Origin of the sequence: Skermanella mucosa (assembly GCF_016765655.2) — a bacterium.
In the GTDB taxonomy this organism is placed as follows: Bacteria; Pseudomonadota; Alphaproteobacteria; order Azospirillales; family Azospirillaceae; genus Skermanella; species Skermanella mucosa.
In genome coordinates this window covers 2,151,009-2,177,188 of the sequence record NZ_CP086106.1, presented here as the reverse complement: position 1 = coordinate 2,177,188, position 26,180 = coordinate 2,151,009, and the positions used below count along the sequence as shown (strand labels likewise).

At 67.5% G+C, this 26,180-nt stretch carries 21 protein-coding genes; 11 read left to right on the top strand and 10 right to left on the bottom strand.

Annotated features, from left to right (window positions below; all coding sequences use genetic code 11):
• Positions 1–87: 87 nt before the first annotated feature.
• Positions 88–2,169, top strand: coding sequence for an ATP-dependent DNA helicase RecG (recG, locus tag JL100_RS09815; RefSeq protein WP_202683631.1), 2,082 nt, complete (start codon positions 88–90; stop codon positions 2,167–2,169).
• A 6-nt stretch (positions 2,170–2,175) separates the two neighbouring features.
• Here the strand turns inward: recG and JL100_RS09810 are convergent, their stop codons facing one another.
• Together JL100_RS09810 and JL100_RS09805 are read right to left on the bottom strand one after the other, a co-directional pair.
• On the bottom strand, positions 2,176–4,047 hold the full coding sequence (locus JL100_RS09810; protein WP_202683632.1) for a chloride channel protein: 1,872 nt from the start codon (positions 4,045–4,047) through the stop codon (positions 2,176–2,178).
• A gap of 123 nt (positions 4,048–4,170) precedes the next feature.
• Positions 4,171–4,866: a DUF502 domain-containing protein gene (locus JL100_RS09805; protein WP_202683681.1), complete on the bottom strand. Its 696-nt coding sequence runs from the start codon at positions 4,864–4,866 to the stop codon at positions 4,171–4,173.
• A gap of 327 nt (positions 4,867–5,193) precedes the next feature.
• On the opposite strand from JL100_RS09805, the gene JL100_RS09800 reads away from it, so the two are divergent.
• The 3 genes from JL100_RS09800 (at position 5,194) to JL100_RS09790 (ending at position 8,077) form a co-directional block, all read left to right on the top strand.
• On the top strand, positions 5,194–5,892 hold the full coding sequence (locus tag JL100_RS09800) for a Crp/Fnr family transcriptional regulator (RefSeq protein WP_202683633.1): 699 nt from the start codon (positions 5,194–5,196) through the stop codon (positions 5,890–5,892).
• Positions 5,893–5,929: 37 nt separating this feature from the next.
• A complete protein-coding gene (locus JL100_RS09795; protein WP_202683634.1) occupies positions 5,930–7,720 on the top strand; it encodes a monovalent cation:proton antiporter-2 (CPA2) family protein in 1,791 nt (596 codons plus the stop codon).
• 141 nt (positions 7,721–7,861) lie between these two features.
• Positions 7,862–8,077 (top strand): hypothetical protein, encoded by a 216-nt coding sequence (locus JL100_RS09790; protein ID WP_202683635.1) that lies wholly within the window; start codon positions 7,862–7,864, stop codon positions 8,075–8,077.
• A 2-nt stretch (positions 8,078–8,079) separates the two neighbouring features.
• On the opposite strand, the gene JL100_RS09785 is transcribed toward JL100_RS09790, so the two are convergent.
• The 6 genes from JL100_RS09785 to JL100_RS09760 form a co-directional block, all read right to left on the bottom strand.
• Positions 8,080–8,487, bottom strand: a complete 408-nt coding sequence (locus tag JL100_RS09785) for a DUF2934 domain-containing protein (protein WP_202683636.1) — start codon at positions 8,485–8,487, stop codon at positions 8,080–8,082.
• A gap of 175 nt (positions 8,488–8,662) precedes the next feature.
• Entirely contained in the window at positions 8,663–11,323 is a 2,661-nt protein-coding gene (locus tag JL100_RS09780; RefSeq protein WP_202683637.1) for an ATP-binding protein, read from the bottom strand.
• Positions 11,324–11,406: 83 nt separating this feature from the next.
• On the bottom strand, positions 11,407–11,898 hold the full coding sequence (locus JL100_RS09775) for a response regulator (RefSeq protein WP_202683638.1): 492 nt from the start codon (positions 11,896–11,898) through the stop codon (positions 11,407–11,409).
• Positions 11,899–12,126: 228 nt separating this feature from the next.
• A complete protein-coding gene (locus tag JL100_RS09770) occupies positions 12,127–13,389 on the bottom strand; it encodes an MFS transporter (protein WP_202683639.1) in 1,263 nt (420 codons plus the stop codon).
• A gap of 117 nt (positions 13,390–13,506) precedes the next feature.
• A complete protein-coding gene (locus JL100_RS09765) occupies positions 13,507–15,096 on the bottom strand; it encodes a methyl-accepting chemotaxis protein (protein WP_202683640.1) in 1,590 nt (529 codons plus the stop codon).
• 71 nt (positions 15,097–15,167) lie between these two features.
• Positions 15,168–15,914 carry a substrate-binding periplasmic protein gene (locus JL100_RS09760; protein WP_202683641.1) on the bottom strand — a complete coding sequence of 249 codons (747 nt, stop codon included), beginning with the start codon at positions 15,912–15,914 and terminating at the stop codon, positions 15,168–15,170.
• 358 nt (positions 15,915–16,272) lie between these two features.
• Between JL100_RS09760 and JL100_RS09755 the strand changes: the two genes are divergently transcribed.
• The 3 genes from JL100_RS09755 (at position 16,273) to JL100_RS09745 (ending at position 19,783) form a co-directional block, all read left to right on the top strand.
• Positions 16,273–16,908 carry a LuxR C-terminal-related transcriptional regulator gene (locus tag JL100_RS09755; protein WP_202683642.1) on the top strand — a complete coding sequence of 212 codons (636 nt, stop codon included), beginning with the start codon at positions 16,273–16,275 and terminating at the stop codon, positions 16,906–16,908.
• A gap of 257 nt (positions 16,909–17,165) precedes the next feature.
• The gene (locus JL100_RS09750) at positions 17,166–18,587 is read left to right on the top strand and encodes a bifunctional enoyl-CoA hydratase/phosphate acetyltransferase (protein WP_202683643.1); all 1,422 of its coding nucleotides are present in this window, start codon (positions 17,166–17,168) and stop codon (positions 18,585–18,587) included.
• The gene (locus JL100_RS09745) at positions 18,584–19,783 is read left to right on the top strand and encodes an acetate/propionate family kinase (RefSeq protein WP_202683644.1); all 1,200 of its coding nucleotides are present in this window, start codon (positions 18,584–18,586) and stop codon (positions 19,781–19,783) included. Before JL100_RS09750 ends, JL100_RS09745 begins: the two co-directional genes overlap by 4 nt.
• Positions 19,784–19,844: 61 nt before the next feature.
• Here JL100_RS09745 and JL100_RS09740 read toward each other — a convergent pair whose 3' ends face one another.
• Positions 19,845–20,126: a hypothetical protein gene (locus JL100_RS09740; protein ID WP_202683645.1), complete on the bottom strand. Its 282-nt coding sequence runs from the start codon at positions 20,124–20,126 to the stop codon at positions 19,845–19,847.
• Between the two features lie 170 nt (positions 20,127–20,296).
• On the opposite strand from JL100_RS09740, the gene JL100_RS09735 reads away from it, so the two are divergent.
• A complete protein-coding gene (locus JL100_RS09735) occupies positions 20,297–20,764 on the top strand; it encodes an RT0821/Lpp0805 family surface protein (protein ID WP_202683646.1) in 468 nt (155 codons plus the stop codon).
• 133 nt (positions 20,765–20,897) lie between these two features.
• On the opposite strand, the gene JL100_RS09730 is transcribed toward JL100_RS09735, so the two are convergent.
• Entirely contained in the window at positions 20,898–22,007 is a 1,110-nt protein-coding gene (locus JL100_RS09730) for a porin (protein ID WP_202683647.1), read from the bottom strand.
• Positions 22,008–22,416: 409 nt separating this feature from the next.
• Between JL100_RS09730 and JL100_RS09725 the strand changes: the two genes are divergently transcribed.
• From JL100_RS09725 to JL100_RS09715, 3 genes are all read left to right on the top strand, one after another.
• On the top strand, positions 22,417–24,303 hold the full coding sequence (locus JL100_RS09725; protein ID WP_202683648.1) for a potassium/proton antiporter: 1,887 nt from the start codon (positions 22,417–22,419) through the stop codon (positions 24,301–24,303).
• A gap of 108 nt (positions 24,304–24,411) precedes the next feature.
• Entirely contained in the window at positions 24,412–25,020 is a 609-nt protein-coding gene (locus JL100_RS09720; protein WP_228421169.1) for a DedA family protein, read from the top strand.
• 100 nt (positions 25,021–25,120) lie between these two features.
• Positions 25,121–26,173: an SGNH/GDSL hydrolase family protein gene (locus JL100_RS09715; protein WP_202683682.1), complete on the top strand. Its 1,053-nt coding sequence runs from the start codon at positions 25,121–25,123 to the stop codon at positions 26,171–26,173.
• Positions 26,174–26,180: the final 7 nt, after the last annotated feature.

The window sequence follows — 26,180 nt, the reverse complement described above, 5'->3', positions numbered from 1 at the left end:
TCGGGATTGAAGCACGACGCGGAACTTGCGACAACGGGCCGGCTGCGGCTAAGTCCGCCATCCCATCCCGCGTAACGAGGGCGCTCCTTGCGGCCAGACATCCTGTTCCCCCTGTTCGCTCCCGTCACGACGCTGAAGGGGCTCGGGCCGAAGCTCGGCAAGCTGACCGAGAAGCTGGTCGGCCCCCATGTGGCGGACCTGCTGTGGCACCTGCCGACCGGCATCATCGACCGCCGCTTCGCGCCCGACGTGGCGAACGCCCCGGACAATGCCATCGCGACGCTGACGGTCCGGGTGGAGCACCATTCCGCCCCGCTGAACCCGCGCCACCCCTACAAAGTCCGCTGCCGCGACGACAGCGGGGAGATCGACCTGGTATTCTTCCATGCCCGCGGCGAGTGGCTGCTGAAGCAGCTCCCGCTCGAGCAGCAGGTCGTCGTCAGCGGCAAGGTCGAGTGGTTCAACGGCATGCCCCAGATGGCGCATCCGGACCATATCGTCCCGGCCGACGCCAAGGGAGAGTTCGAGCCGGTCGAGCCGGTCTACCCCATGACCGCCGGCCTCGCCTCCAAGGTGCTGCGCAAGGCAATGGCCTCCGCTCTGGCCAGTGCCAGGGAACTGCCGGAATGGCAGGACCCCGCGTGGCTGGCGCGGCGCGGCTGGCCGTCGTGGCGTGCCGCCCTCGGCACCGTCCACAACCCTCAGGACGAATCCGACCTGTCCGGCCTGGCGCCGCCGCGCTGCCGGCTCGCCTTCGACGAGCTGCTGTCCAACCAGCTGGCGCTGGCCCTGATCCGCCAGCACCAGCGCAAGCTGTCGGGCCGCTCGGTCAAGGGGGACGGCCGGCTGCGGGCCAGGGTGGTCGCGGCCCTGCCATTCGCCCTGACCGGCGCCCAGGCCGGGGCGCTGGAGGAGATCTACGCCGACATGCAGGCGGACCGGCGCATGCTGCGCCTGCTCCAGGGCGACGTCGGCAGCGGCAAGACCGTCGTGGCGCTGCTCGCCATGCTCAACGCCGTCGAGGCGGGCGCCCAGGCGGCGCTGATGGCCCCGACCGAGATCCTGGCCCGGCAGCATTTCGAGACGCTGGGGCCGCTGGCGGAGGCCGCCGGGGTGCGGCTCGGCGTGCTGACCGGGCGAGACAAGGGCAAGGCCCGTGCGGCGATCTACGAGCGGCTGGCGGCCGGGGAGATCGACATCATCGTCGGCACCCATGCCCTGTTCCAGGAGGACGTCGCGTTCCGGGACCTCGCCGTCGCGGTGATCGACGAGCAGCACCGGTTCGGCGTCCACCAGCGGCTCCAGCTCTCGTCCAAGGGCCGGGGCGTCGACGTCCTGGTGATGACCGCGACCCCGATCCCGCGGACGCTGACCTTGACGGCCTATGGCGACATGGACGTGTCGCGCCTGACCGAGAAGCCGCCCGGCCGCAAGCCGGTCACCACCATCACGATCCCGATCGACCGGCTGGAGGAGGTCATCGCCGGCGTCCGCCGCAAGATCGCCGAGGGCGCACGGGTCTACTGGGTCTGCCCGCTGGTGGAGGAGTCGGAGCTGGTCGACCTCGCCGCCGCGACCGATCGCCACGCGCTGCTGCGGGCGGAGATCGGCGAGCGGGTCGGGCTGGTCCACGGCAAGATGAAGCCGACTGAGAAGGACGCCGTCATGGCCGCCTTCGCGGGCGGCGACCTGGACGTGCTGGTGGCGACGACAGTGATCGAGGTCGGGGTCAACGTGCCGGAGGCCTCCGTCATGGTGATCGAGCATGCCGAGCGGTTCGGCCTCGCCCAGCTCCACCAGCTCCGGGGACGGATCGGCCGGGGCACCGCCGCCTCGACCTGCCTGCTGCTCTACGACACCCCCCTCAGCCAGACCTCCAAGGCGCGGCTGACGATCATGAAGGAGACCGAGGACGGTTTCCTGATCGCGGAGGAGGACCTGCGCCTGCGCGGCGCCGGCGAGGTGCTCGGCACGCGGCAGAGCGGCCTGCCGGAATTCCGCATGGCCGACCTCGCCGTCCATGGCGACCTGCTGGCGGTCGCCCGCGACGATGCCCGCTTGATCCTGGAGCGGGACCCGGAGCTGCAGACCGAGCGCGGCAAGGCGCTCCGCGTGCTGCTCTACCTGTTCGAGCGGGACCAGGCGGTGAAGTATCTCAGGTCGGGATGAATTCGATCAGTCCGCGCCGTACAGGTTCTTCATGCCCAGCTCGTCGCTGCGCTGCTTCTCCAGTTCCTGGTTGTAGCGGCGCAGCGCATAGGCCTCCGTCAGGTAGCCGGCGATCTTGCGGGTGGTCGGTCCGTCCAGCACGGGAAGGGTCTCCTCCTCCGCCTCGCTGAAATGCTTCAGGGCGGTCCGGACATTGGTCCGGGGCAGCAGGAAATAGCGGATGTTCCGGGCAAGCTCCGATATCTGGACATCCTCCGCCCGCTCGTCCAGGTCCGGGTTGTGGACCGCGGCCATGTCGACCAGCCCCATGTACTGGCCCGACTCGTCCACGACGAAGACCTGCTTGACGCTGCCCAGCGGATAGATCCGGCGCAGCGCCGCGACCTTCATGTCCTCGGTGACGATCTTCTGGTCGCGCCGCATCAGCCGGCCGACGGTCAGGTCCTCGATCCAGCCGACATCGTGGGCGCCGCGGATCGGCACGCCGCGCAGGTGGAAGCGCCAGGTCGCGAAGGAGTATCCGAACGCCTTGCGGACCACCACGCTGGAGACCACCACGCCCGTCAGCACGCCCAGCGTCGCCGGAAAGTCGGCGGTGATCTCCAGCACCAGCATGACCATGGTGATCGGCGCGCCGATGATCGCCGCCGCCACCGATCCCATGCCGACCAGCATGAAGGCGGTATCGCTGACCGTCAGCTGGGGATACAGGCTCATGGTCACCTCGGCCAGGACGCCGCCGAACAGGCTGCCCAGGAACAGCGACGAACTGAACAGCCCGCCGCGGAACCCCGACCCGAGGGATATGGCGGATGCCAGGATCTTCGCCGACAGCAGCGCCAGCAGAACCGGCAGGGCGATCTGGCCGTCCAGGCTCAATTGTAGGGCGCCGTGGCCGCTGCCCAGCACCTGCGGAACCGCGATGGCGAGCAGGCCGACGCAGAACCCGCCGACCGCCGGGCGCAGCCAGATCTGGGGCGCCATCATCCGGAACAGCCGTTCGGAGACGGTGACCGCCTGCATGGTCAGGATGCCGAGCCAGCCGGAGGCGAACCCGACCAGAGCGAAGGCGGCGTAGTCGAACGCCTCCACGCCGATCCGGGTGACATCGACCGTGAAGATCGGGGCAACCCCGAGGGTCATCCGCGCGACCAGCGTCGCCGTGACGGCGGCGACCGCGACGGGGGCCAGGGCCGCCAGGGTATAGCTTCCGATCACCAGTTCGAACGCGTAGAAGGCGCCGGCCAGGGGAGCGTTGAACGCGGCGGCGATCGCCGCCGCGGCGCCGCAGCCGGTCAGGATGCGCAAGTCGCCCCGGCGCAGCCGCATCACCTGCCCGACCGTGGACGAAAGCCCCGAGCCGGTCTGGGTATAGGCCGCCTCCATGCCGACCGACGCCCCGCAGCCGTTGGAGATCAGGGTCGAGACGGTCAGGCGGAAGCTGTCGACCAACGACATCTTGCCGCCGAACAGGGCGTTCGCCTCGATCGGGTCGACGATTTCGCCGGGACGCCAGCGGCGTACGAAGAACATCAGGGTCCCGACCAGCAGACCCCCCAGGGCGGGGACCAGCAGCATGGTGGCGGGAGCGATGCCGACACCCTCGCTCAGATAGCGCCCCTCTTCGAGGTCGAAGACCAGGTGATGCAGGAATCCGACGAAATCATGGAGCAGCATGACCCCGAAACCGACCACGCCGCCCAGCAGGCCGCTGACCAGGATCAGGACGAGTTCGCTGTTGCGCAGCTTCCGCGTCGGGATCGACAGGCTCAGGCGGCGGCCCAGCCGGGACTGGTCAGCCTGCCCGGACGGCGATCCGGACTTGGACTTGGCATCCTGCGTCTTGGCGCCGGACGTTTGGCGTGTGGCTTCGGACATGGGAGGGGAACGCGGCACTCGGTGGGTTTGCCCGGCCGAACCGGAAACGGGATAGCTCCAGCCTTAACACCCAAGTCCCTCAAGCGGCCCCGGGGAGATCGAGGCATCCGGACTTCCGCCGCCCTAGTCGACGGTTTCAGGCACCCGGGCGTGCTCCCCCACGTCGCCGCGCCGCGCGACCGGGCGCCGGTCCGGCGGCGTGACGATCCCGCCGGAGACGACCATCTTGATACCCTCCTCCACGGTCATCTCCAGCACGTGCAGGTCGGAGCGGGGAACGAACAGCAGGAAGCCCGAGGTCGGGTTCGGCGTGGTCGGGATGAAGACGTTCACCACGTCGTCCACCGTGAGGTCCTGGACCTCGCCCTGGGTATGCCCGGTGATGAAGCCCAGGGTCCAGATCCCGCGCCTCGGATATTCTATCAGGACGACCTCCCGGAAGGCGGCCGACTGGTTGGCCAGCACGGTCTCCAGGATCTGCTTCGTGGCGCCGTAGACGCTGCGCACCACCGGCATGCGGGCCAGCACCGCCTCGCCGGCGCGGACCACCAGCCTGCCGATGACACCGGCCGTCAGCGCGCCCGTCAGCGTGAGGGCCATGATGACGATCACCACGCCCAGGCCGGGGATGCTGAACGGCAGGTAGTTTTCCGGATTGTACTGCGCCGGAAGGAGCTGGGACACGGCGGTATCGATCAGGTTGATCACCGCCCAGGCGAGATAGAGCGTGATGGCGACCGGCGCGGTCACCAGGATGCCTGCCAGGAAATAAGCCCGGAGCCGACCCATCAGGCCGATCCGCAGGGGCTTGCCGCCCATGGCCGGAGATGCTGGAGAGGATGCGGGCTGGTCGGGATCTTCTTGGGGGAGCACGGGCGGAACCTGGGCTGACACGCTGGTTGATGATGGGCCGAAGCCGGCGGGGGCACAATGACTTGTTGGGCCTTGTCGGCCGCTCCTACTGAAATCGGTTCTATCTGAAAGCATACAATACGTCATTTCGCCTGTGCGAAACGATTTCGGATCGGGTGGAGAGCCTCAGGAGGGGTCGCGGGCGAAACCACCGTGGGCTATCCTCGGCCAAGCCTTCTCTCCTCGTTCGCCGCCTCGTTCGATCAGGCCCCTTGCTTGCTGGAGTATCCAACCGTGTCGGAAGTGCAGGCCGCCTCGCTAGACCGGATCGATCTGCTCGCGTCCCTGACGCCGGAAGAACGCGCCGCCATCGTCCGCCAGTGCAGCTGGCGCCGCTACAAGGCGGACGAGCAGATCATCGACCATCTCAGCGGGACGAGGGACGCCTGCCTGGTGGTCGAAGGCCGGGTGCGCGTCGTGATGTTTTCCTTGTCCGGGCGGGAGATCAGCTTCGACGACGTTTCCGCCGGGGGTTACATGGGCGAGCTTTCGGCCCTGGACGGCGACCCGCGGTCCGCGACCGTGGTGGCGCTGACCGACACGCTGATCGCCTTCGTCCCGCCCCGCCTGTTCCAGGAGATCGTGACGACCCATCCCAAGGTGGCGCTGATGCTGATGCAGCGGATGGCCGCGGTCATCCGAAGCGCCACCGGCCGGATCATGGATCTTAGCACGCTCGGGGCCAACAACCGGGTCCATGCCGAATTGGTCCGCCTTGCCAAGCCCGGGCTGAAACCCGACAACACCGCGGAGATCTCCCCGATTCCCGTCCATGGCGACATCGCGAGCCGGGTCAGCACGACCCGGGAGACGGTCGCCCGCGTGCTCAGCGACCTCGCCCGCAGCGGGATCGTCGAGCGACGCAGCCATGCGCTCGTCGTTAAGGATTATTCGCGGCTGGTCGATATGGTGGAGGAAGTCCGGGGCGAGTGAACCGCCCGCCTGAAAAGCCCCTCCTGCAGAGCCGCGCATGCACGCCACCCAAGACCTTCACGATGTCCTGATCGTCCTCGCCGCCGCCATCCTGGTGGTGCCGATCTTCCAGCGGCTGCGCTCCAGCCCGGTGCTGGGATATCTCGTGGCGGGAATGCTGATCGGCCCGGCCGGGCTGGCGATCGTCTCCGACGTTTCCGGCATGACCGTGCTGGCCAACTTCGGAGTCGTATTCCTCCTCTTCACCATCGGGCTCGAACTGTCGATCGAGCGGCTGAAGGCGATCCGATTCCACGTCTTCGGTCTGGGAACGCTCCAGGTCGTCGTCACCGCGGCGCTGTTCTATTTCGCCGCCCGCTGGCTGGGCCAGCCGCGCGAGGCGGCGGCGATCCTGGCCGGCGGCCTGGCGCTCTCGTCCACCGCCATCGTGCTGCAGATCCTGGTGGAACGCGGCGAATTGCCGACCCGGCACGGCCGCGTGGCCTTCGCAATCCTGCTGCTCCAGGATTTGGCCGTGGTTCCGCTGCTGACCCTGGTGCCGCTGCTGGCCGCCGGCGGCACCCGGCTGGCCGGAGCGCTCGGCATCGCCGCGCTGAAGGCTGTCGCGGCGCTCCTCCTGATCCTGATCGTGGGGCGGCTGATCCTGCGGCCGGCGTTGCGCGCGGTCGCCGCGGCGAAGTCGCCGGAGCTGTTCACCGGCGTGACGCTGCTGGTCGTGCTCGGCGTCAGCTACGTGACGGAGATCGCCGGGCTGTCGATGGCGCTGGGCGCCTTCCTGGCCGGTTTGCTGATCGCCGAGACGGAGTACCGCCATCAGGTCGAGGGCGACATCGAGCCGTTCCGCGGAATCCTGCTCGCCCTGTTCTTCATGACCGTCGGGATGACGATCGACCTGGGACTGGTTGTCCGGGAAGCGCCGCTGGTGCTGTCGCTGGTCGCGGCGCTGGTGCTCGGCAAGGCGGTCGTGCTGACCGTGCTGTGCCGCGCCTTCGGCTTCCCCACGGCGGTGTCGGCGCAGGTCGGGCTCAGCCTCGGCCAGGGCGGCGAGTTCGCCTTCGTCCTGTTCAGCCTCGCGATGGCCTTGGGCGTGCTGGGGGGCCAGGTAGGCCAGCTCATGCTCGCGGTCGTGGCGCTCACCATGGCGCTGACGCCGTTCCTGATGGTGGGCGGCCGCTGGCTCGCCGTGCTGCTGACGCCGCGGGTCGGTCCGGCCGAACTCCACCGGCTGGAGGAGGACGCGCGCGACTTCAAGGGCCACGTGATCATCGCCGGGTTCGGGCGGGTCGGACAGACCATCGCCAGGCTGCTGGAAGCGCAGCGCCTGCCCTACATGGCCTTCGACCTGGAACCTTCGCGGGTCGCGGAAGGCAGGGCGCGCGGCCTGCCGATCTATTACGGCGATGCCAGCCGGGCCGAGGTCCTGAAGGCGGCCGGCGTCAACCGGGCCCGAGCCGCCGTGGTGACGCTCGACCAGCCCCAGGCGGCCGAAAAGGCGGTCGAGGCGATCCGGCGGCTGTGCCCCCTGCTCGACATCCATGCGCGCGCGCGGGATCATGAGCATCAGGCCCATCTGCGCGAGGCCGGTGCGACCCACGTGGTTCCGGAGATGATGGAAGGCAGTCTCCGTCTCGGCGGCTTGCTGCTTCGCTCGCTAGGCCGCTCGCCCGATGAAGTCGCGGAACAGCTGGAAGAGTTCCGGCTGGAGGCTTACGCGAAGCTGACCAACCTGATCCCCCCCAGATCGGATCGGCTTATGTCTGTGCCATCAACAGATGAAAAAATGCAGCCAGGACAACATGGGCGTTTTCAGGACCATAAGGCCCCTTGAATACCGCGAAGCCACGCGGCTTGTTTTCTCAAAAGGGGTAGTTCGTCTGAAATCGCTCGCGAGATACATTCTTTTACCGGTCATTAACCGGCAAATAGCGTAATGGGGGCACGTTCAACATGAGCCGAAGGGCCAGTCGACATGCGCACCCCGATCATTGCCACCGAACTCCGCTCCGCCTGCCGGGTGCATGCCCGTCTGCTGGATAGCTTCATCGAACTGACCCGCGCCGAACTGGACCGGCAGACCTGCACCTTCGCGCAGGAAAGCCTGCGCGAACTGCTGGAACTGATGCGCGCCGATCGCAAGGCTTACGGCGCGCTGGGTGGCCTGATCGCCGTAAGCGACGCGGCCTGACCCTATTCCTTGGACTTGGCTTTCCGCGTCCGGGGCGCCTTGGTCGTACCGGCTGCTCCCGATGGGGCGTCGGCCGTTGCGGCGGTATCGCCGGCGGCAGCGGACGAGCGGCGGGTCCGGGTGCGTTTGGGCAGGGGCTGCTCATCCGACTGGTTGGTCGGACCGCCGATATCCTCCTCCAGGCTCTCCGCCGCCAGCAGCGGTTCGACGGGCTCGGAATGGACGACGGTATCGTCGCCACCCTGCGACGGATTCGGCGCCAGCGTCTGGGTCTGGTTGTCCTCGATCGCGATCTCTTCCTTGGCCAGCGCCCAATGGTCCGCCTCCCGTCCCTCCGGGCACCCCTCGCGCTGCCAGATCTCGTAGGCGCGTTGTCTCACCCGCTTTTCAACGTCGTCGAACAGGCTCATTTCCCCTGGATCTCCCTTTGCCGGTTTCCGGCAATCATATCAAGGCTATCACGGCGCCGCACAAGAAAGCTGAAGACCGCCGGCAGGTGTTTTCCGCCGCGACCGCCGGATCGTCCGTCCCTAACGGTCCGCATCCGCTCCTGTTCCCTCGGTCCCGCTCCGCATCCCCGATCGTTCATCGAACCGCCCGGGAGGGCAGTTCGTCCGCCACCCGCGCCAGTTCGCCGATCGCCTGGGCCAGCTTGCGCAGGTCTACCGGTTTGGTCAGGCACCGATCGAAGCCGGCCGCCTGAAGTTCCGCGTGCCGTTCGGGCATGGCGTCGGCGGTGAGCGCCACCAGGGGCAGTTCCGCGACGTGCCCCGGCATCTCCCGAATCCGCCGGGCGGCCTCCAGCCCGGTCATCACCGGCATCTGGAGATCCAGGATGGCGATATCGAAGTTGCCTTCGCCAGCCGCCTCCACGGCCCGCGCGCCGTCCTCGACGGTCTGGACGTCGTGCCCCATGCGCCGGATCATGGTCGCGATAAGCAGGCGGTTGAGATCGTCGTCCTCGGCGAGCAGCACGCGCCTGGGAGCGGTTTCCGGAATGCCCTCAACCGGACGGGAGGCCGGCGCGGGTACGGCGGAACGTGCAAGGCTGACCGTGAACCAGAAGGTCGACCCCGTGCCGGGCACGCTCTCGACCCCGATGTCGCCGCCCATCGCCTCGACCAGCCGCTTGCATATGGCAAGGCCAAGGCCGGTCCCCCCGAATCGGCGGGTCGTGGTCGCGTCGGCCTGCGAGAACGCCTTGAACAGGTGCCCGCGTTCCTCCTGGCTGAGGCCGATCCCGGTGTCCTCCACCTCGAATCGGACGATCAGGCCGGCCGTGTCGGACGGCACTTCCGAGACCCGGATCTCGATCCGTCCCCGGTCGGTGAACTTGACGGCGTTTCCGACCAGATTGAACAGTACCTGGCGCAGCCGCACCGGGTCACCGCGCACCTCGTCCGTCCGCAGTCCGTCCAGGAGGACCGTGAAGGACAGCCCCTTGTCGGCCGCCAGCCGGGCATACAGGTCGGTGACTTCGCGGGTCACGGCACCGAGCCGAATTTCGACCTGCTCGAACTGGAGTTGGCCCGCCTCGATCTTCGAGAAATCCAGGATGTCGTTCAGCACGGTCATCAGCGTCTCGGCCGAGGTCCGCATGATGGCCAGCCACTGGGCCTGTTCGGTCGTCAGGCCGGTGTCGGACAGCAGGTCGATCGTGCCGAGGACGCCAGTCATGGGTGTTCTCAGTTCATGACTCATGATCGCCAGGAACTGCGACTTGGCCTGGTTCGCCGCTTCGGCCGCTTCCCGGGCCTTCCTTACCGCCTGCTCCGCCTCCACCTCGCGGGTAACGTCCCGCCCGACGCCGCGGTAACCCTTGAACCGGCCCGCCCGGTCGAAGACGGGCTTGCCGCTGGTGGACAGGTGCCGCACCGATCCGTCCGGCATGATGATCCGGTAGGTGAAGTCGCGGAATGGACGGCGGGCCAGCAAATCCGCCTTGTAGCGGTCCCAGTTCCCGCGGTCGGCGTCGTCGGTCGGCTGCGCCGCGAGCTCCTCCCTCAGCGCGCCGACGAAAAGATCCTGTCCGGCCCCGGTCAGGCTGATGCCTTTGGAAATATAGGTAAACCGGTGGTCCGTACCGGTTTCCCAGAACCAGTCGCTGGACACTTCGGCCATGTCGCGAAACCGGGCTTCCGATTCGCTGCGGCTCTGCTCACGCTGTTCCAGGCTGTCGCCCATGTCGTTGAAGGCGCCGGCCAACTCCCTTAGCTCCCCGCCGGGAGGCAGCGGCGCCCGGACCGACAGGTCGCCCCGCCCCAGCCTTGCCGCCGCCTCCCGCAGGCGATTGAGCCAGCGCAGCACCAGCACCTCTCCGGCCAGGGCCGCGGCCGTCAGGGACGCCGCCGTCACCAGAAGCAGCGTCACGAGGCTGATGGTGCGCTGCCGGTCGACCTGGGCCAGGATGGCGTGGCGCTCGATTCCCACCGCCAGCCTCGCGTCCGTTCCGGGAAGCGCCACATGGGCGAACAAGCGGCTGACGCCGGAGAGATCGGGGGATTCCACGCTGCCGTCGGCGCTCGCCAGCATGGTGGCGATCAGGGGATGATCCGCGACTTTCGAACCGACCGGCGGATCGGACGGCGCCGAAGCCGAGCCATGGGCCAGCAAGGTACCGTGCCCGTCGATCAGAACCAGGCTTATGTCCTTGGCATTGACGACCTGGTCCGCCAGCCTCTGGAGCCAGCTTATGTCGACGCCGCCCAGTGCCACTCCCCCGATCCGGCCATCAGGCCTGCGGAACGGCAAGGCGGCAGCCAGGACCGGCCGGCCGCTGACCCGGCCGATCAGGTAATTGCTGACAACGAATCTGTCCTGTGACACCGCCGTTTGGAAATAGGCGCGCTCGGCCATGTTCAGGGCAAGGCCCGCGGGCTGGTCGCTGCACGGCACGCTGCCGTCGGGCCGGGCGATCCAGAGCGACGTCAGCCCCGGCTGGTGCTGGACGATCTCGCTCAGCATCTCGCTGCAGGTTCCTTCGTCGAACTCCCGAAGGGCTGGAATCGCCGTAAGCGCCTGGAGCAGTCCACGCACCTGGGCGAGAACCTCGCCCTGCCGCAAGCCTGCCTCGCGCGCCAGGCTCATGACGTCGTCGCGCGCGCCGGTCAAAATCTGTTGGCGCTGCTGTTCGAGGAGATGAATGACCAGAAGGGACAGAGGAAGGACGCCGCAGCATACCAGCAGCATCAGGCGCAATCGAAGGCCGCGCAGGACACCCCACAGCTTTTCGGTTCCCACCGGCATTCAGGCACATCCACCGCAGTTAAACGGTCTCCCGAGACCGAAACAGTCATGGATATGACATGAATCCGTTCAAACCTGCTACCTCATCGTTGAAGCCCAGGTCGAAACTCAAGCTCCTTGCCCATACCTTGATAGGGAGCCATGGCTCCCGGAGCAACGAGGGCCTGCAGTTCCGCTGAGCCGATCGGCTTCACGAGGCAGCCGATATCCTCGGCCGAGCCCCCCCGCAAAGCGTCCGTCAGGTCATCGCCCGTAACGATGCAGGCTGGGATCGGCTTGCCGATTTGGGTCCGAAGCAGGCGGACGGCCTCGATCCCGGTCATTCCCTCCCCCAGGCCCTGGTCGGCGATGATGAGGTCCGGAACGAACCCCCGGCCGGCGATCAGGGAGAATGCCTCATGGACGCCGGTGACCGCCACGACTGAACAACCCAGGTCTTCCAGCGTGAAGGCGAAGGCTTGGCAAACCGCGGCATCGTCGTCCAGGACCAGGACGTTTGCCCGAAAGACGGTCGGCGAACCACCCCACCCGTCCGGCGCTGAAGCGTTTGGATGTCGTATCTTCACTTCCGGCACCGCCTTCTCGGCCTTTTGTCATAGCTCCGAGCACGATAGCATGACTTCCGGCCGATATCACCAAGTTACTTAAATCAATTAAGATGTCCGATCGACGACGCGAAGACTCGCCTACGGAAGGTCGAAGGACATACCCGGCGGGATTATAATGTAACCAGCCACGTCGTCTGCTTTCGCGAAACAAATATATAGTTACCTGCGCTTCGCAACTTTGCACCGGGTTGAGCATCAGTCGGCGTGGCTTTCCGGCTCCAGCGCCCGGACGATCCGGGCGCGTCCGGACCATGTCCAGAGCCATGCCAGAACGGCGAGGCCCGCGCTCACGGCAAGCGGGATGCGGAGCCCGAACCGCTCCGAAGCCACCCCGACCACCAGGGCGCCGAGGGCCGGACCGCCGCGGAAGATCACCCCGTAGAGACTCAGGACCCTCCCCCTCATCTCGCCCGCCACCGACAGCTGGAGGAGCGTCTGGGTGCCGACGCCCATGACGACCATGCAGGCTCCCAGGATGCCGAGCGCCGGTATCGCGACCCACCAGCGGTCGGTAGCGACGAAGGCCAGCAGGGCGAGCGACAGCACCAGGGTGTTGCCCAGCGCGATGCCGGTCAGGCCGCCGGGATCGGTCCGCCGGGCCAGCCAGAGCCCGCCCAGCACCGCGCCGGCTCCGATGGTCGAGGTGAGCGCGGCCAGCCCGCCCGCTCCCGACGCGAAGACGGCCGCCGCGAACCCCGGCAGCAACTCCACGACCGGGCGGACGCACAGGCAGACCACGAGCAGCAGGATCATCATCGGCGCGATCCCCTCGTGCGAGGCGGTATAGCGGATTCCGTCCCCCACATCACGGAACAGCGAACTCCGCGCCCGCGGCGGTGCCGGCGGTTCGGCCGGCAGCCGGATGCGCGACAGCGCAGCCAGGAAGAGCACGAAGGTGAGGGCGTTGACGGCGAAAGCGGATGCCAGGCCCCCGGTCACGATCATCAATCCGGCGACCGCCGGACCGACGAACCGGGCCGAATTGAAGATGATCGAGTTGATCGCGACCGCCGCCGAAAGGTCCTCGCGCCGCACCAGGCTGGGGATCAGCGCCAGCCGGGCCGGCTGGTTGAAACCGGCGATGACCCCGAGCGCCACCGTCAGGGCGAACAGCAACTCGATCGTCATCAGGTCGAACCAGGTCAGCGCGAACAGGGTGATCGCCTGGACCATGGCCAGCGTCTGGCTGACCTTCGTGACCCGCAGACGATCCCACCGGTCGGCCACCGCCCCGGCGAAGGGACCGACGAACACGGTCGGGAACAGGTCGGCGAACGCGATGGCTCCGAGCCACGCGCCGGAGCCGGTCAACTGCCAGGCCAGCCAGCCGACCGCTATGCGCTGCATCCACGTGCCGATCAGGGACACCGCGTTGCCGGCGGTGTAGAGACCGTAGTTCGGATTGCGCAGGGCTCGGAGGACGCCATCGAAGCCGGCGGCGGGAACGGACGGGCGCAAGGGGTGGAATGCTCCTCGGTGGCGGGCCTGGATCGGGCGAAAACCGCCGACGCCGGCAGGTAGGCGTCGGTCGATGATCCAACAGCCGGCACGGCCGAAAGGCTCCTCCCACTCCCGTCAGGCCGCCTTCACGGAGTCCAGGAACTGGCGGACCTCGCTGCGGAGCGCGCTGAACCGCTCCTGCAGCTTCGCCGCGAGTTGCACGGTCTCCCGAGCGGCGGTCGAGACCTCGTGGGAGGCGCCCGCCGCCTCCTGGATCGTCAGGGCGACCGTCTCCGCCCCCTCGGCCGCTCCGCTGACCTGGACCGCGATCTCGGTGGTGGCGCCGAGCTGCTCGCTGATGGCTGCGGAGATCTGGCCGGAACGGTCGTTCAGGTCCGTTATGGCGGCGGAAATCTGCTGCATCGCCGCGACCGTTTCCTGCGTCACCGACTGGATCGCCCGGATCTGGCCGGCGATCTCCTCGGTCGCCCGCGCCGTCTGGTTGGCCAGGTTCTTGACCTCCGCTGCGACGACCGCGAACCCCTTGCCCGCCTCTCCGGCCCGGGCGGCCTCGATCGTCGCGTTGAGCGCCAGCAGGTTCGTCTGTCCGGCGATCTGGTTGATGAGGTCCGTGACTTCACCGATCTTGTGAGCGGCCTCCGCCAGCGACTCGACTGTCCGCCGGGTCTCGTCCGCCTTGCCGATGGCTTGGCCGGAGACCAGCACCGACTGGCCGACGCTTTCGGCGATGACCTGGATGGAGGTGGTCAGTTCCTCCGCGGCTGCACTCGCTATGGACACGCTCCGGGATGCCCGCCCGGCTGCGTCGGCGACCGTGCTGTTTCTCCGATCGACGGCGAGCGCGCCGTCGAGTACCCCCTCCGCCCAGGCCTTCATCTGCCCGGCGGTCCCGGAAACCTCCACGACGACCAGTTCGACCCTGCTGTCGAAGGCCGCGGCCAGATCGGTCAGGCGGCTCGCCCGCGCCGCTTCCGCCGCCTGGGACGCGATCTTCTCGGCCTCCAGCCGTTCCCTTTCCAGCGCCTTGGTCTTCAGCACGTCGACCGCGCGTGCCATGGCGCCGATCTCGTCGCCGCGCCCGGTATCCGGAACGGTGACGCCGTGATCGCCATGGGCCAGCCGCCCGACCAGCCGCGTCAGCTTCTCCAGCGGGCCGCTGAAGGAGGCGATGATGGCGTAGAGGATCGCCATGACGACCACCAGGGCCGCGACGCCGCCGCCGATCTGGACCATCGCCTGAGAGCGCAGATGCGCATCGGTCCGCGCCGTCCTCAGCCGCAGCACGTATTCGCCGATCCTGGCCGACTGCCCGCCGACACCACCGCGGATTTCCCGGACGACCTCGATGAAGCCATCGACCGCGTCCAGGTCACCGACAGCGGCGACGACCTTCCCCTTGGGGTCGCGCACGAAGCTGGCGAGGTAATCGGGATCGCCGGCCGCCGCCTTGACCAGTTCGGCCACCTGTTCGAAGTCGTAATCGAACAGGGGAATGGCCGCGGACCGGGCCTGAAGCGCGGCGATGATGTCGGCTCGCGTTTCCAGGTCGGAATAGGCCGCCTGCTCGGACCGGTGGAGCGTGACGCCGATCGATGATGCGCCGGACAGCAGCATGGTCGCGCCGATCAGGATCAGCGCCTTCTGGCGGATACCGAACCGGCCGGTGATTCCGGCGGCTCCCTGGGCAGCGTTTGGGTCGGGCATGTTCCGCTTCGACTGTGGTTCGAGGAAAGGAAGCTTCCGGTCCCTTAGGGGGCTGGTCGTCGAGCCTTGCGTCAGGGCAAGGTACCGGCCGCCTTGAGCTTCTCGAAGCTGGCGTCCAGCCTGCCGACCAGCCCGGGCGCGTCCGGATGTTTCAGCGAAACGACGAAATGGCAGTCCAGGCTGGAGATGAGGCTCGACTTCAGGTCGGGCGGACGCTTGCCGCCCAGCGCCTGCTCCATCGGAAGCGCGTACTGGAGGAGGATCGGCGCCCGCCCGGCGGCCAGCAGCTGGAGAGCCTGCTCGGGAGCCCTCGCCTCGACCATATGGACGCCGTTGGCGGGATCCTCGAAATAGCTGCGCCATCCGCCGTAGGAATAGCCCGTCAGCACGATCACCTGCTTGCCGGCCAGATCCTCCTTGGCCCTGACCTCCGGCACCGCGCCGATCGACCACGCGTGGAGATCGATCCTGGCGATCACCGACCTGCTCGCGACCGTCGTGCCCTGGAACGCCTCCGGCGTCTTGATGCCGATGAACATGTCGTATTCACCCGCGGCGATCCCCTGGAACAGGCGCCGCGCCGGTACCGACTCCGCGGTGAACTCCACCCCGGCGTCGGCCGCGACCTTCCTTGTGAGTTCGACCAGACTTCCCTTGGGAGTGCCGTCGGGATCGGTATAGGTGTAGGGGGGCAGTTCCACATACACGACCTTCAGGGGCCCCGCCTGCGCGGGAAATGCCCACCCCGCGCCGATCAGCAGGAGGAGCGCCACGGCCAGCATCGGCCACGACCACGATCCGGCGAAACACCTATGCATTCTGCCTCCTCGGCGCAGGAAATTGAAACGGGTCCGCAGTTCGTTCGAAAATTAAATAGTTAGATTCAAATTCTATACATATCGTTGCATATCCTGAATCGGTGACCCTGGGCAAGAGTAGTTTTCGACGTTCTCTCCACCTCGAATGCGTCTGAGTTCCGAACTTGCCACAAATTCTCCGGCGGGGGTCGGACGGCGGTATCGGCCACCAAAATGTCGCATCGGGTGCCCGGCGGGTTCGCGACAGGCTTAGCAAGCCGAAAAAAGGAAAACTTCTTTACCGTTTGTGAACTACTTCACTGTCTCCGTCCGGCTCCCATGGTCTTTTTGGGTCAGGTTCCCGCGATGGAGAATACCGATGACCCCGACCCTGCTGATCGACCCGCACCGCCTGTTCCGCCAAGGCCTGATGTGCCTGCTGGAAGGCTCGCGCTACCAGGTGGTTGCCGAGCATGCGAGCATCGAGGAAGCGCTGGCATCCCGGTCCTCGGAGATCGGGCCGGAGCCTCGGCTGATCGTCCTCGACCCCGGCGCGGACAGGCCCCAGTCGCTTCAGGCCTTGCGCTCCGCCATGCCCGGTGCCCGTCTGGTGATGCTGACCTCCAATCTCCAGACGGACCGCCTCCGGCAGGCCGTCGAGGCGCACGCCGACGGCTATCTCACCAAGGACCATGATCCCGGCGAACTGATCGCGGCGCTCGACCGCGTGATGGACGGGCAAATCCTGCTCCCCGCCGGACTGACCCCCTTCAGGATCCCTGTCTCCAAGCCGGCGGCGCCGCGCGGGCTGACCGTCCGCGAGGCCGAGATCCTCCGCCGCCTGGTCAATGGCGACAGCAACCGGATGATCGCCGACCATCTGTCGCTCAGCGAGATGGTGGTCAAGGCGTCGGTCAAGCAGCTGCTGCGCAAGATCAAGGCGGCGAACCGGACCCAGGCCGCGCTGTGGGCGATCCACCAGGGCCTCGACCGGCCGCGGGCGCTCAGCGCCTGAACCGCGAGGACGAATGTCGGGAGCGCTGTTCGGCCGGAGGACCACTCCCCAGGGGCGGTCCCCTCCGGCCTGACGGCGTTTTGCCGCACCGCGAAGAAAAGTCCGGGAACGCTAATGAACTCGTCATGGTGACGTCATAGGGTGGCGGCGCTGAACGGGGAAGGTCGTCGGCATGTCCCGGCGCCGTCGCCCAGACCCCGATTTCAGCCACCTCAACTCACGGCCGCTTCGGCAGCCGACGTGATTCCAGGGGACCCATGGCAAGAAACCGGACTTTCAACGAGATCTCCATCGGCGATACGGCGACGATCCGCAGGATCTGCACGGCGAACGATCTGGTGGTCTTCGCCCATGCATCCGGCAACCTCAATCCGCTGACGCTGCCGCGCGACCAGGACCGGAACGGCACCGTCGATCCCGACACGATAGCGCCGAGCATGTGGGTCGGATCGCAGATCTCGGCCGTTCTCGGCAATTCCCTGCCCGGCGCGGGGACGCGCTACCGGGGACAGACGCTCTCCTTTTACGAGCGGGTACATGTCGGCGACGAGCTCTCGATCACCGTCACGGTGACCGAGAAGCGCGAACCCGGGATCGTGATCCTCGACTGCAAGCTGCTCAACCAGCACGGTGCCCTGGTGGCCGACGGCGTCGCCGACGTCCTGGCTCCGACCGAGCCCATAGACACGCCGGACGCGGCGCTGCCCAAGCTGATGATCGAGCGGCACGAGAAGTTCACCCGCATGATCAGCGCCTGCGCGGCACTGCCGCCGCTTGCGACCGCGGTCGTGTTCCCGACCGACCGGAGCTCCCTGGGCGGCGCCCTGCTGGCGGCCGATGCCCGCCTGATCGAGCCGACCCTGATCGGACCGGCCGACCGAATCCGGGCGATCGCGCAGGAACTGGGCATCGACATCTCCCGCTTCCCCATCGTCGAGATCTCGCAGTCGGAGGCGGCGGCCGCCCATGCGGTCGAGTTGGTCCACCAGGGCAAGGCCGGCGCGATCATGAAGGGCAACCTCCATTCCGACGAGTTGCTGCACGAGGTCACCCGATCCGGCACCGGCCTGCGGACGGCCCACCGGATCAGCCACGTGTTCGTCATGGACGTTCCGGGCATGGACCACCTGCTGCTGGTCAGCGACGCGGCGATCAACATCCTGCCGAGCCTGGAGACCAAGGTCGATATCGTCCAGAACGCGATCAACATGGCCCTGGCGCTCGGCATCAGCCAGCCGCGCGTCGGCATCCTGTCCGCGGTCGAGACCGTCAACCCCAAGATTCCCTCGACGCTCGACGCTGCCATCCTGTCCAAGATGGCCGAGCGTGGGCAGATCAAGGGCGGCATCGTCGACGGCCCGCTCGCGATGGACAACGCCGTCGATCTCGAGGCCGCCCGGACCAAGGGCATCGCCTCGCTGGTCGCCGGCCGCGCCGACGTGCTGATCGTCCCCAACCTGGAAGCCGGCAACATGCTGGCGAAGGAACTCACCTTCATCGCCCATGCCGACGCGGCCGGCCTGGTGCTCGGCGCCCGTGTGCCGATCATCCTGACCAGCCGGGCCGACGACGAGAAGTCCCGCCTCGCCTCATGCGCCCTGGCCCAGCTCCATCAGGCCTATGCCAGGACCGGCAAGGCCATCCTCGACCTCGGCGGCATCCAGGGAGGGCAGCAATGATCGACTCCATCCTTGTCCTGAACGCCGGATCGAGCAGCATCAAGTTCTCGGTGGAGGCGCCGGCCGGTCCCGACTCCGTCCGCATGCTGGCGGTGGGGCAGATCGAAGGCATCGGCACGCACGTCCATTTCATCGCGAAGGACGCGGACGGCGCGGTGTTGGCGGAGATCCGCTGGGAGGACGGCACCGGTCCGCTCGACCACGATGCCGCCTTGCACGTGATCAGCGAATGGCTCGACGGTTTCCTCGGCGACGCCCGGGTCCTTGCCGTCGGCCACCGGGTCGTCCACGGCGGGCCGGACTTCTCCGGTCCGGTGGCCATCACCCCGGCCGTCCGGGCGAAGCTCCAGGAACTGGTGCCGCTGGCGCCGCTGCACCAGCCGCACAACCTCGCTCCGATCGACGCGGTCGAGGCGCGCTATCCCGGCGTGCTCCAGGTCGCCTGCTTCGACACGTCCTTCCACCGCGGCCACGACTTCGCCGCCGAGGCGTTCGCGATTCCCCTGAAATTTTTCGACCAGGGAATACGGCGCTACGGCTTCCACGGCCTGTCCTACGAATATGTCGCGCGCCGCCTGACGGAAATCGCTCCGGACGTCGCCTCGGGCCGGATCGTCGTCGCCCATCTCGGCAACGGCGCCAGCATGTGCGCGATTCGCGGCGGCAGGAGCGTCGAAAGCACCATGGGGTTCACGGCCCTCGACGGATTGGCCATGGGAACGCGCAGCGGGCAGATCGATCCCGGCGTGCTGCTCCACCTGATCGGCGCGGCGGGGATGACGGTGCCGGAAGTCACCCGCCTGCTCTATCACGAGTCGGGGCTGAAGGGTCTGTCCGGCATCAGCTCCGACATGCGCGACCTGGAGCGCAGCGACGATCCCAGGGCCGCCAGGGCGATCGACTATTTCATCCATGCGATTCGCCGCCAGATCGGCGCCCTGGCGGCGTCGGTCGGCGGGCTCGACGCCCTGGTGTTCACCGCCGGCATCGGCGAGAACTCGGCGATGATCCGTCGGCGGGTATGCGAGGGCATGCAATGGCTCGGCATCACCCTTGACGCCGACGCCAACGAGGGCAACGCCCAGGTGATCTCGGCTGCCGATTCGGCGGTGAGGGTGCTGGTCGTGAGGACCAGCGAGGAGACGATGATCGGCCTGCACGTTCTGGAAGCGCTGGTGGAGCAGAGCGCCGCCTGAGCGGCCGGGCTGCCGTTCGGCGCCGGGGGCCCCCGAACGGGGCCGCCGACGCCGAACGGCCTCAGTTCAGCATGTCTTCGCCGGGGATCGGTCCGGGCTGGATCATGTCGCCCGTGGCCGCATCGGTGTCGCTGCTTCCGGTGCGCGGCGCTCCGACGTCGGCATTGCCGGTCCGGGGGATGCCGGTGGCGGGTCCGTTGCCGCCCCGGGATCCCAGGGCCGCGCCGCCGGAGGTGCTGGACCGGCCGTCCGGCCGGGTGTTGCTCCCCTGCTCGCTCAGATTCTCGCAAGCGGTTGCGGCGAACAGGGCGAGGCCCAATGCGGCGATGGCCATGCGGGTCATGCTGTTTCTCCTGTCGTGATCATTGGCCCGCTGCCGCGACGGCAGCCGGCATGAGGCAACAACAGGAGCGCGCCGCATCCATTCCCCTGCCGCCGGGCCTCCGCCGGTCGGAACAATCACACAACCCCGGCGTTGCACGGGCCAACACGCCTTCCAGAAAGGACGACGCCATGGCCTACCGCAAAGCGACCATCGCCGCATTCGCCGCCCTGTCACTCGGACTCGGCGCCTGCGAAGGCATGAACACCGGGGACGTCATCGGCAGTCTGGGCGGCGGCGTCGGCGGCGCCGTGCTCGGATCGCAGATCGGCGGCGGGACCGGACGTGTCGCGGCCACCGCGTTCGGCAGCCTGGCCGGCGCCTTGGCCGGCCAGCAGTTGAGCCGCCACCTCCAGGGCGACGACCAGACGACGGCGGTCCAGGCGGAAGAGGCCGCGATCACACGGAACGAGCCGATCCAGTGGTCGAGCCCCGACAACGACCGCCGCGGCACCATCGAACCGACCCGGACATTCCAGAACCCTGGCGGTCAGACCTGCCGCGAGTACCAGCATACCGTCTATATCGGCGGACGGGCCGAGCGAGCCAACGGCACCGCCTGCCAGCAGGCCGACGGCACTTGGCGAATCACAAGCTGAGGCGGGCACGGCCGTTCTGGCTGAGGCGGGCACGGCCGTTCTGAAGGCCGGAAAGCAGAAAAGGGGCAGCGGTCTATCCGCTGCCCCTTTATTCCTGTCCGGAGGGACCCGGTTGCCCGGGTCCCCACTTCGATTAGAAGTTCAGACGGGTGCTCAGCACGGCGACGTAGCCTTCGTTGCTGGCCGTGGCGCCGGACGTCAGGTTGACGACGTCCTCGTCCACGAACATCAGGTCGGCCTGGACGATGAAGCCCGGAGCCAGGGTGTAAGCGAAGCCACCACCGTAGGTCTTGTAGTCCGGGGTGTAGGTGGTGAAGCCACCCTTCGCGCCCTCGGCATCGGCATAGCTGAGGCCGACGGCGAACGGACCGGCGGTGTAGCTCGCACCGACGTGCCAGGCACTCGCATCGCCAGCAACGGTACCTGCGGCGGCACCGAAGTCATCGCCGTCGACGTAGCCGCCGCCGAACTTGAAGCCGGCGTAGCCGAGCTGGGCACCGGCCTGCCAAGCGAAGAAGTCTTCCAGCTCGGTGGCGCCCAGGGCATCTTCGCCGCTGGCGGTCGAACCGGTGGCGCCCAGGGCGACCGAGAAGCCGGCGAAGGTGCCGGTGTAGTTGGCGCCGAACTCGAAGAAGTCCCGGTAGGACGTCTGCGACTTCAGGCCGACGACCGACTGGCCCTCGTTGCCGTTCTGGGTGGCGTAGCTGACACCGGCCTGCACGCCGGCGAAGCGCGGGGTCAGGTACATGACCTTGGTGGAGTCGCCCGAGTCCGGAGCCTTGATGGTGCCGAAGAAGGGCTGGGCGCCGAAGCGGGTGCCGCCGGAGGTGACGTCCAGGAAGTCGTAGGCGTCGCCGTCGAGCTGCTCGATGCCGATCAGCGGGGCGTAGATGGCGAGGGTGTCGGCGGCGCCGTCGAAGTCACCGAGCTCGATACGGCCCCAGGTGCCGCCGAGGTAGACGGAGGCTTCGTCCGTCACGATGCCGGCGTTGGCACCCGAGGAGTTCTGCAGCTCGACCTTGGCGCCGTAGAGCAGGCCATTGTCGGCCTTGCCGTCGGCACGGACGGTGATTTCGGTCTCGAGCTGGAACTCACGGCTCGTGCGGTTGCCCACATCGTCATCGTAGTAGGCGCCGAAGAACTCGGTGTAACCGCCCAGGGAAACGGTGATCTGCGCCTGTGCAGCCTGCGCATACAGAGCGGCGGCGGCGATCGCGGTGGTCCCCAAAAGGATCTTTTTCATTTAAGCTACCCCTATCGAGTATTAATTCAACCGACGCAGCCACGATCTTGTCGTCCCCGCTGTCGTCTTGGTCGTATAGATACCTCAATGCTGACTTAGCTGAAGTCCTTTCTGCTTCGTAGTGTGAGCTTTGGGCACATATGTGTTCGATCAGTAACATCATCCATACAGCCTATTACTAACCCTTTTGGTTTGTCACTTCAGATCTATTGTTACTTCTGGGACGGGCGGAAACCTGTTTTTGTCCCGGATGGGTGCCGGACCTCCGCGCGGATGCCGCTACCCCAAGGATGCGTAACAAAAGGTGAAAGTCCCTCATAGACTGGAAACCACGGGACGCTACCCAGCCTCACCGGGTGTCCCCTAAGGGCTCCTCAGCCACAATCAAGAGTCGCGCCGGAATGGTTTCATGGAATTGATCAATCTGATTATTCTCGTCGCCGCCGCACTTCTGCTGGTCAGCATCTTCACGAGCCTGATTTCCTTCCGCATCGGCGCCCCGCTGCTCCTGATCTTCCTCGGCGTCGGCCTCGCCGCCGGGGAGGACGGGATCGGCGGCATCGATTTCGACAACACGCCGGCGGCTTTCCTCATCGGCAGCGTCGCGCTGGCGATAATTCTGTTCGAGAGCGGGTTCGACACGCGCTTTTCGAGCTACAAGGCGGCTGCCTGGCCGGCGCTGACCCTGGCGACGGCGGGGGTCGTCGCGACCACGGGCCTCGTCGGGGCCGCGGCGCACTTCGCCCTTGACCTTCCCTGGCTGGAAGCATTGCTGGTCGGCGCGATCGTCAGCTCGACCGACGCGGCGGCGGTCTTCTTCCTGTTGCGGGTGGGCGGAATCACTCTGCGCGACCGCGTCCGGTCGACCCTGGAGATCGAATCGGGCACCAACGATCCCATGTCGATCTTCCTGACCATCGCCCTGGTCGAAATGATCGCGGCCGGCGGGACCGAATCACCCTGGCACCTGGTCCTGATGTTCGTCAGCCAGATCGGCGGCGGCGTCCTGTTCGGCCTGGCCGGCGGGTGGCTGCTGATCATGACGATCAACCGCATACGCCTGGAGCAGGGCCTCTACCCCGTCGTCTCCCTGTCGCTCGCGCTGTTCATCTTCGCGGTCGCCGGGACGCTCGGGGGAAGCGGCTTCCTGGCGGTCTATGTCGCCGGGCTGATCGCCGGCAATGCCAAGCTGCGCGGCGCGCAGAGCCTGCGCCGTTTCCACAACGGGCTGACCTGGCTGAGCCAGATCGTGATGTTCGTCATGCTGGGCCTGCTGGCGACGCCGTCCCAGTTTCCCGGGCTGCTGGTTCCCGCCGCGCTGCTCGCCCTGGTGCTGATCCTGGTCGCCCGGCCGCTGGCGGTCTGGCTCTGCCTGGCGCCGTTCCGCTTCACGGCCAACGAGACCACCTTCATCGCCTGGGTCGGGCTGCGCGGCGCGGTGTCCATCCTGCTCGCCATCGTCCCGACCCTGTTCGGGCTGCCCGACGGCCAGCTCTATTTCAACATCGCCTTCCTGATCGTCCTGATGTCGCTGCTGGTCCAGGGCTGGACGATCAGGCCGCTGGCCCACTGGCTGAAGCTGATCGTGCCGCCGCGCATCGGTCCGGTCGACCGCGTCGAGCTGGAACTGCCGGGGCAGGCCGACTACGAACTGGTCGCCTACACGATCCGCGAGCACAGCCCGGTGGTGACCGGGCACCGCCTGCCCCGCTGGGCACGCCCCTCGCTGATCATCCGGGACGGCCAAGTCCAGACGATCCACAGCGTCCGCCACCTCCAGGCAGGCGACCTGGTCTATCTCTTCACCGCCCCGTCGCGCGTGGCGCTGCTCGACCGGCTGTTCGGCGAGACCCGCGAACTGGCGGAGGACGACCGTCAGTTCTTCGGCGACCTGAGCCTGAAGGCTGACATCACAGTGGGCTCCCTGGCCGAGCTTTACGGCCTGCCCCTCTCGGTCCGGAACGCCAGGCTCACCCTGTCCGACCTGTTCCGGCAGGAATTCCGCGACGCGGTCGAGGTCGGCGACCGGCTGCGCATGGGCTCGGTCGAACTGATCGCGCGGGACATGGACGAGGGCAAGCTGCTTACCGTCGGGCTCGCCCTCGAACCGGCCACTCCGCCGGCCGGCCTGCGCGTCCCCGTGATTCCCCGGCCGGAGGACCTGCTCCACGCCCTCGACGCCGCCCGCAGCCGTTTCTATTTCCGACTGTGGCAGCGCCGTCAGCACCGCAAGGCCCGCCGGGCCGAACGGCGCGCCCGGCGCGAGTTGAAGCGAGGCGGAGGCGACCGCAAATGATCGAACTGCAACGGAACGGCCGCTTCGCGGTTCTCACTGCGATCTGCCGATGCAAGGTCGACCAAGGCTCAAGGTTGGAATGACATGATTGACTGGATCACTGGTCTGATGAACTCGCTGGGTTATGCCGGCATCGCGCTGCTGATGTTCCTGGAGAACGTCTTTCCGCCGATCCCGTCGGAGGTCGTGATGCCGCTCGCCGGTTTCACCGCGGCCGAGGGTCCCTTGTCGCTGGTCGGGGTCATCGTGGCCGGCGTCCTCGGCTCGATCGCCGGAGCGCTGCCCTGGTACTATGCCGGCAAGAAGTACGGCGCGAAGCGGATGCGCCATTTCGCCGAGCGCTACGGGCGCTGGATCACGGTATCGCCCGAGGATATCGACCGCGCCACCGAATGGTTCGAACGCCATGGAGGGGTGGCGGTCCTGATCGGGCGACTGGTCCCCGGCGTGCGGACCCTGATCTCCGTTCCCGCGGGCATCAGCGGCATGCCCATGCTTCCCTTCCTGCTCTACTCCACGATCGGGACCGTGGCCTGGACCGGGGCGCTCGCGGTCTGCGGCTATATCCTGCGCGGCCAGTGGCAATCGGTGGAAGCCTATATCAGCCCGATCAGCACCGTCATCGTCGCCGCCCTCGTCCTCCTGTTCGGCTATCGCTTCTACCGGCAATGGAACGGACGGCCTAAAGGCGAGGAAGCGAGCCAGCCCGGCGAATAGCGGTCCGACCGAACGCGCCATTGCGCCGATATCCCCGTTCCTTTAAAAGCACGCCGAAACGCTCTTTACCGGAAGTTGCAGAAACTCGCTGGAGACGATAATGCTTTGGTGGTTCGCTCGTTCGCCCTCGGCACCGAAGGGCTTGGCGATGCTGGCGGGAATCGGCGTCTCGGCCGGCATCATGGCTGGCGCCGGTCCGGCCGGGGCGGCCCCCGTCACCTCGGTCTACACGTTCGGCGACAGCCTGAGCGACACCGGGAACATCTCGGCCGCGACCCTCGGCCTGCTGCCGATATCGCCGCCCTATGCGCCGGGGCGGTTCTCGAACGGACCGGTCTGGACCGACATCGTCGCCGGAGCTTACGGCACCGAATCGAGGCCGTCGCTCCTCGGCGGAAACAACTACGCCGTCGGCGGCGCCACGACCGGCGGGACCACGTCGGTCGGCGGACTGCCGGTACCCGGCGTCACTTTGCAGACGCTGAGCTTCCTGTCGCGGCTGCCGCCGACCGGCGCCGATCCCGACGCCCTCTACATCGTCTATGGCGGCGGCAACGACGTCCGTAACGAATTGGGCAGCACCCTGCCGGCCGAGACGCTGGCGGCGGCGGCCACCGCCAATGTCGGCCAATCGGTGACCAATCTCGCCCTGGCCGGCGCCCGCTACATCATGGTGCCCAATCTCAGCGACCTCGCCATGACGCCGGAGTCGATCGCGGGCGGACCCGCGATCCAGGAGCGGGCCACCACCTTGTCGGCCGCGTTCAATGCCGCGCTGACTTCGGTCCTGGCCGGCATCGAGGCGACCCTTCCGGTCGATCTGATCCCGCTGGACGTCCGCAGCCTGTTCAACGACGTCGCCGCCAACCCCGCGGGATACGGGCTGACCGACGTGACGACGCCATGCTTCAGCGGAGCGATCGACCGGCCCGGGACCGTCTGCGCGAATCCCGACCAGTACCTGTTCTGGGACAGCCTGCACCCGACTGCCGCCGCCCACCGCATCCTCGGCAACTATGCGCTGGCGGCATTGTCCGACTGGGGCGTGGGCGGTTCCGACGGCGATCCGACCGAGGTTCCCGAACCCGCGACGCTCGTGCTGCTCGCCGGGGGCCTGCTCGGCCTGGGCCTGCTGCGCCGCCGCCGATCCTGAGAAAGGG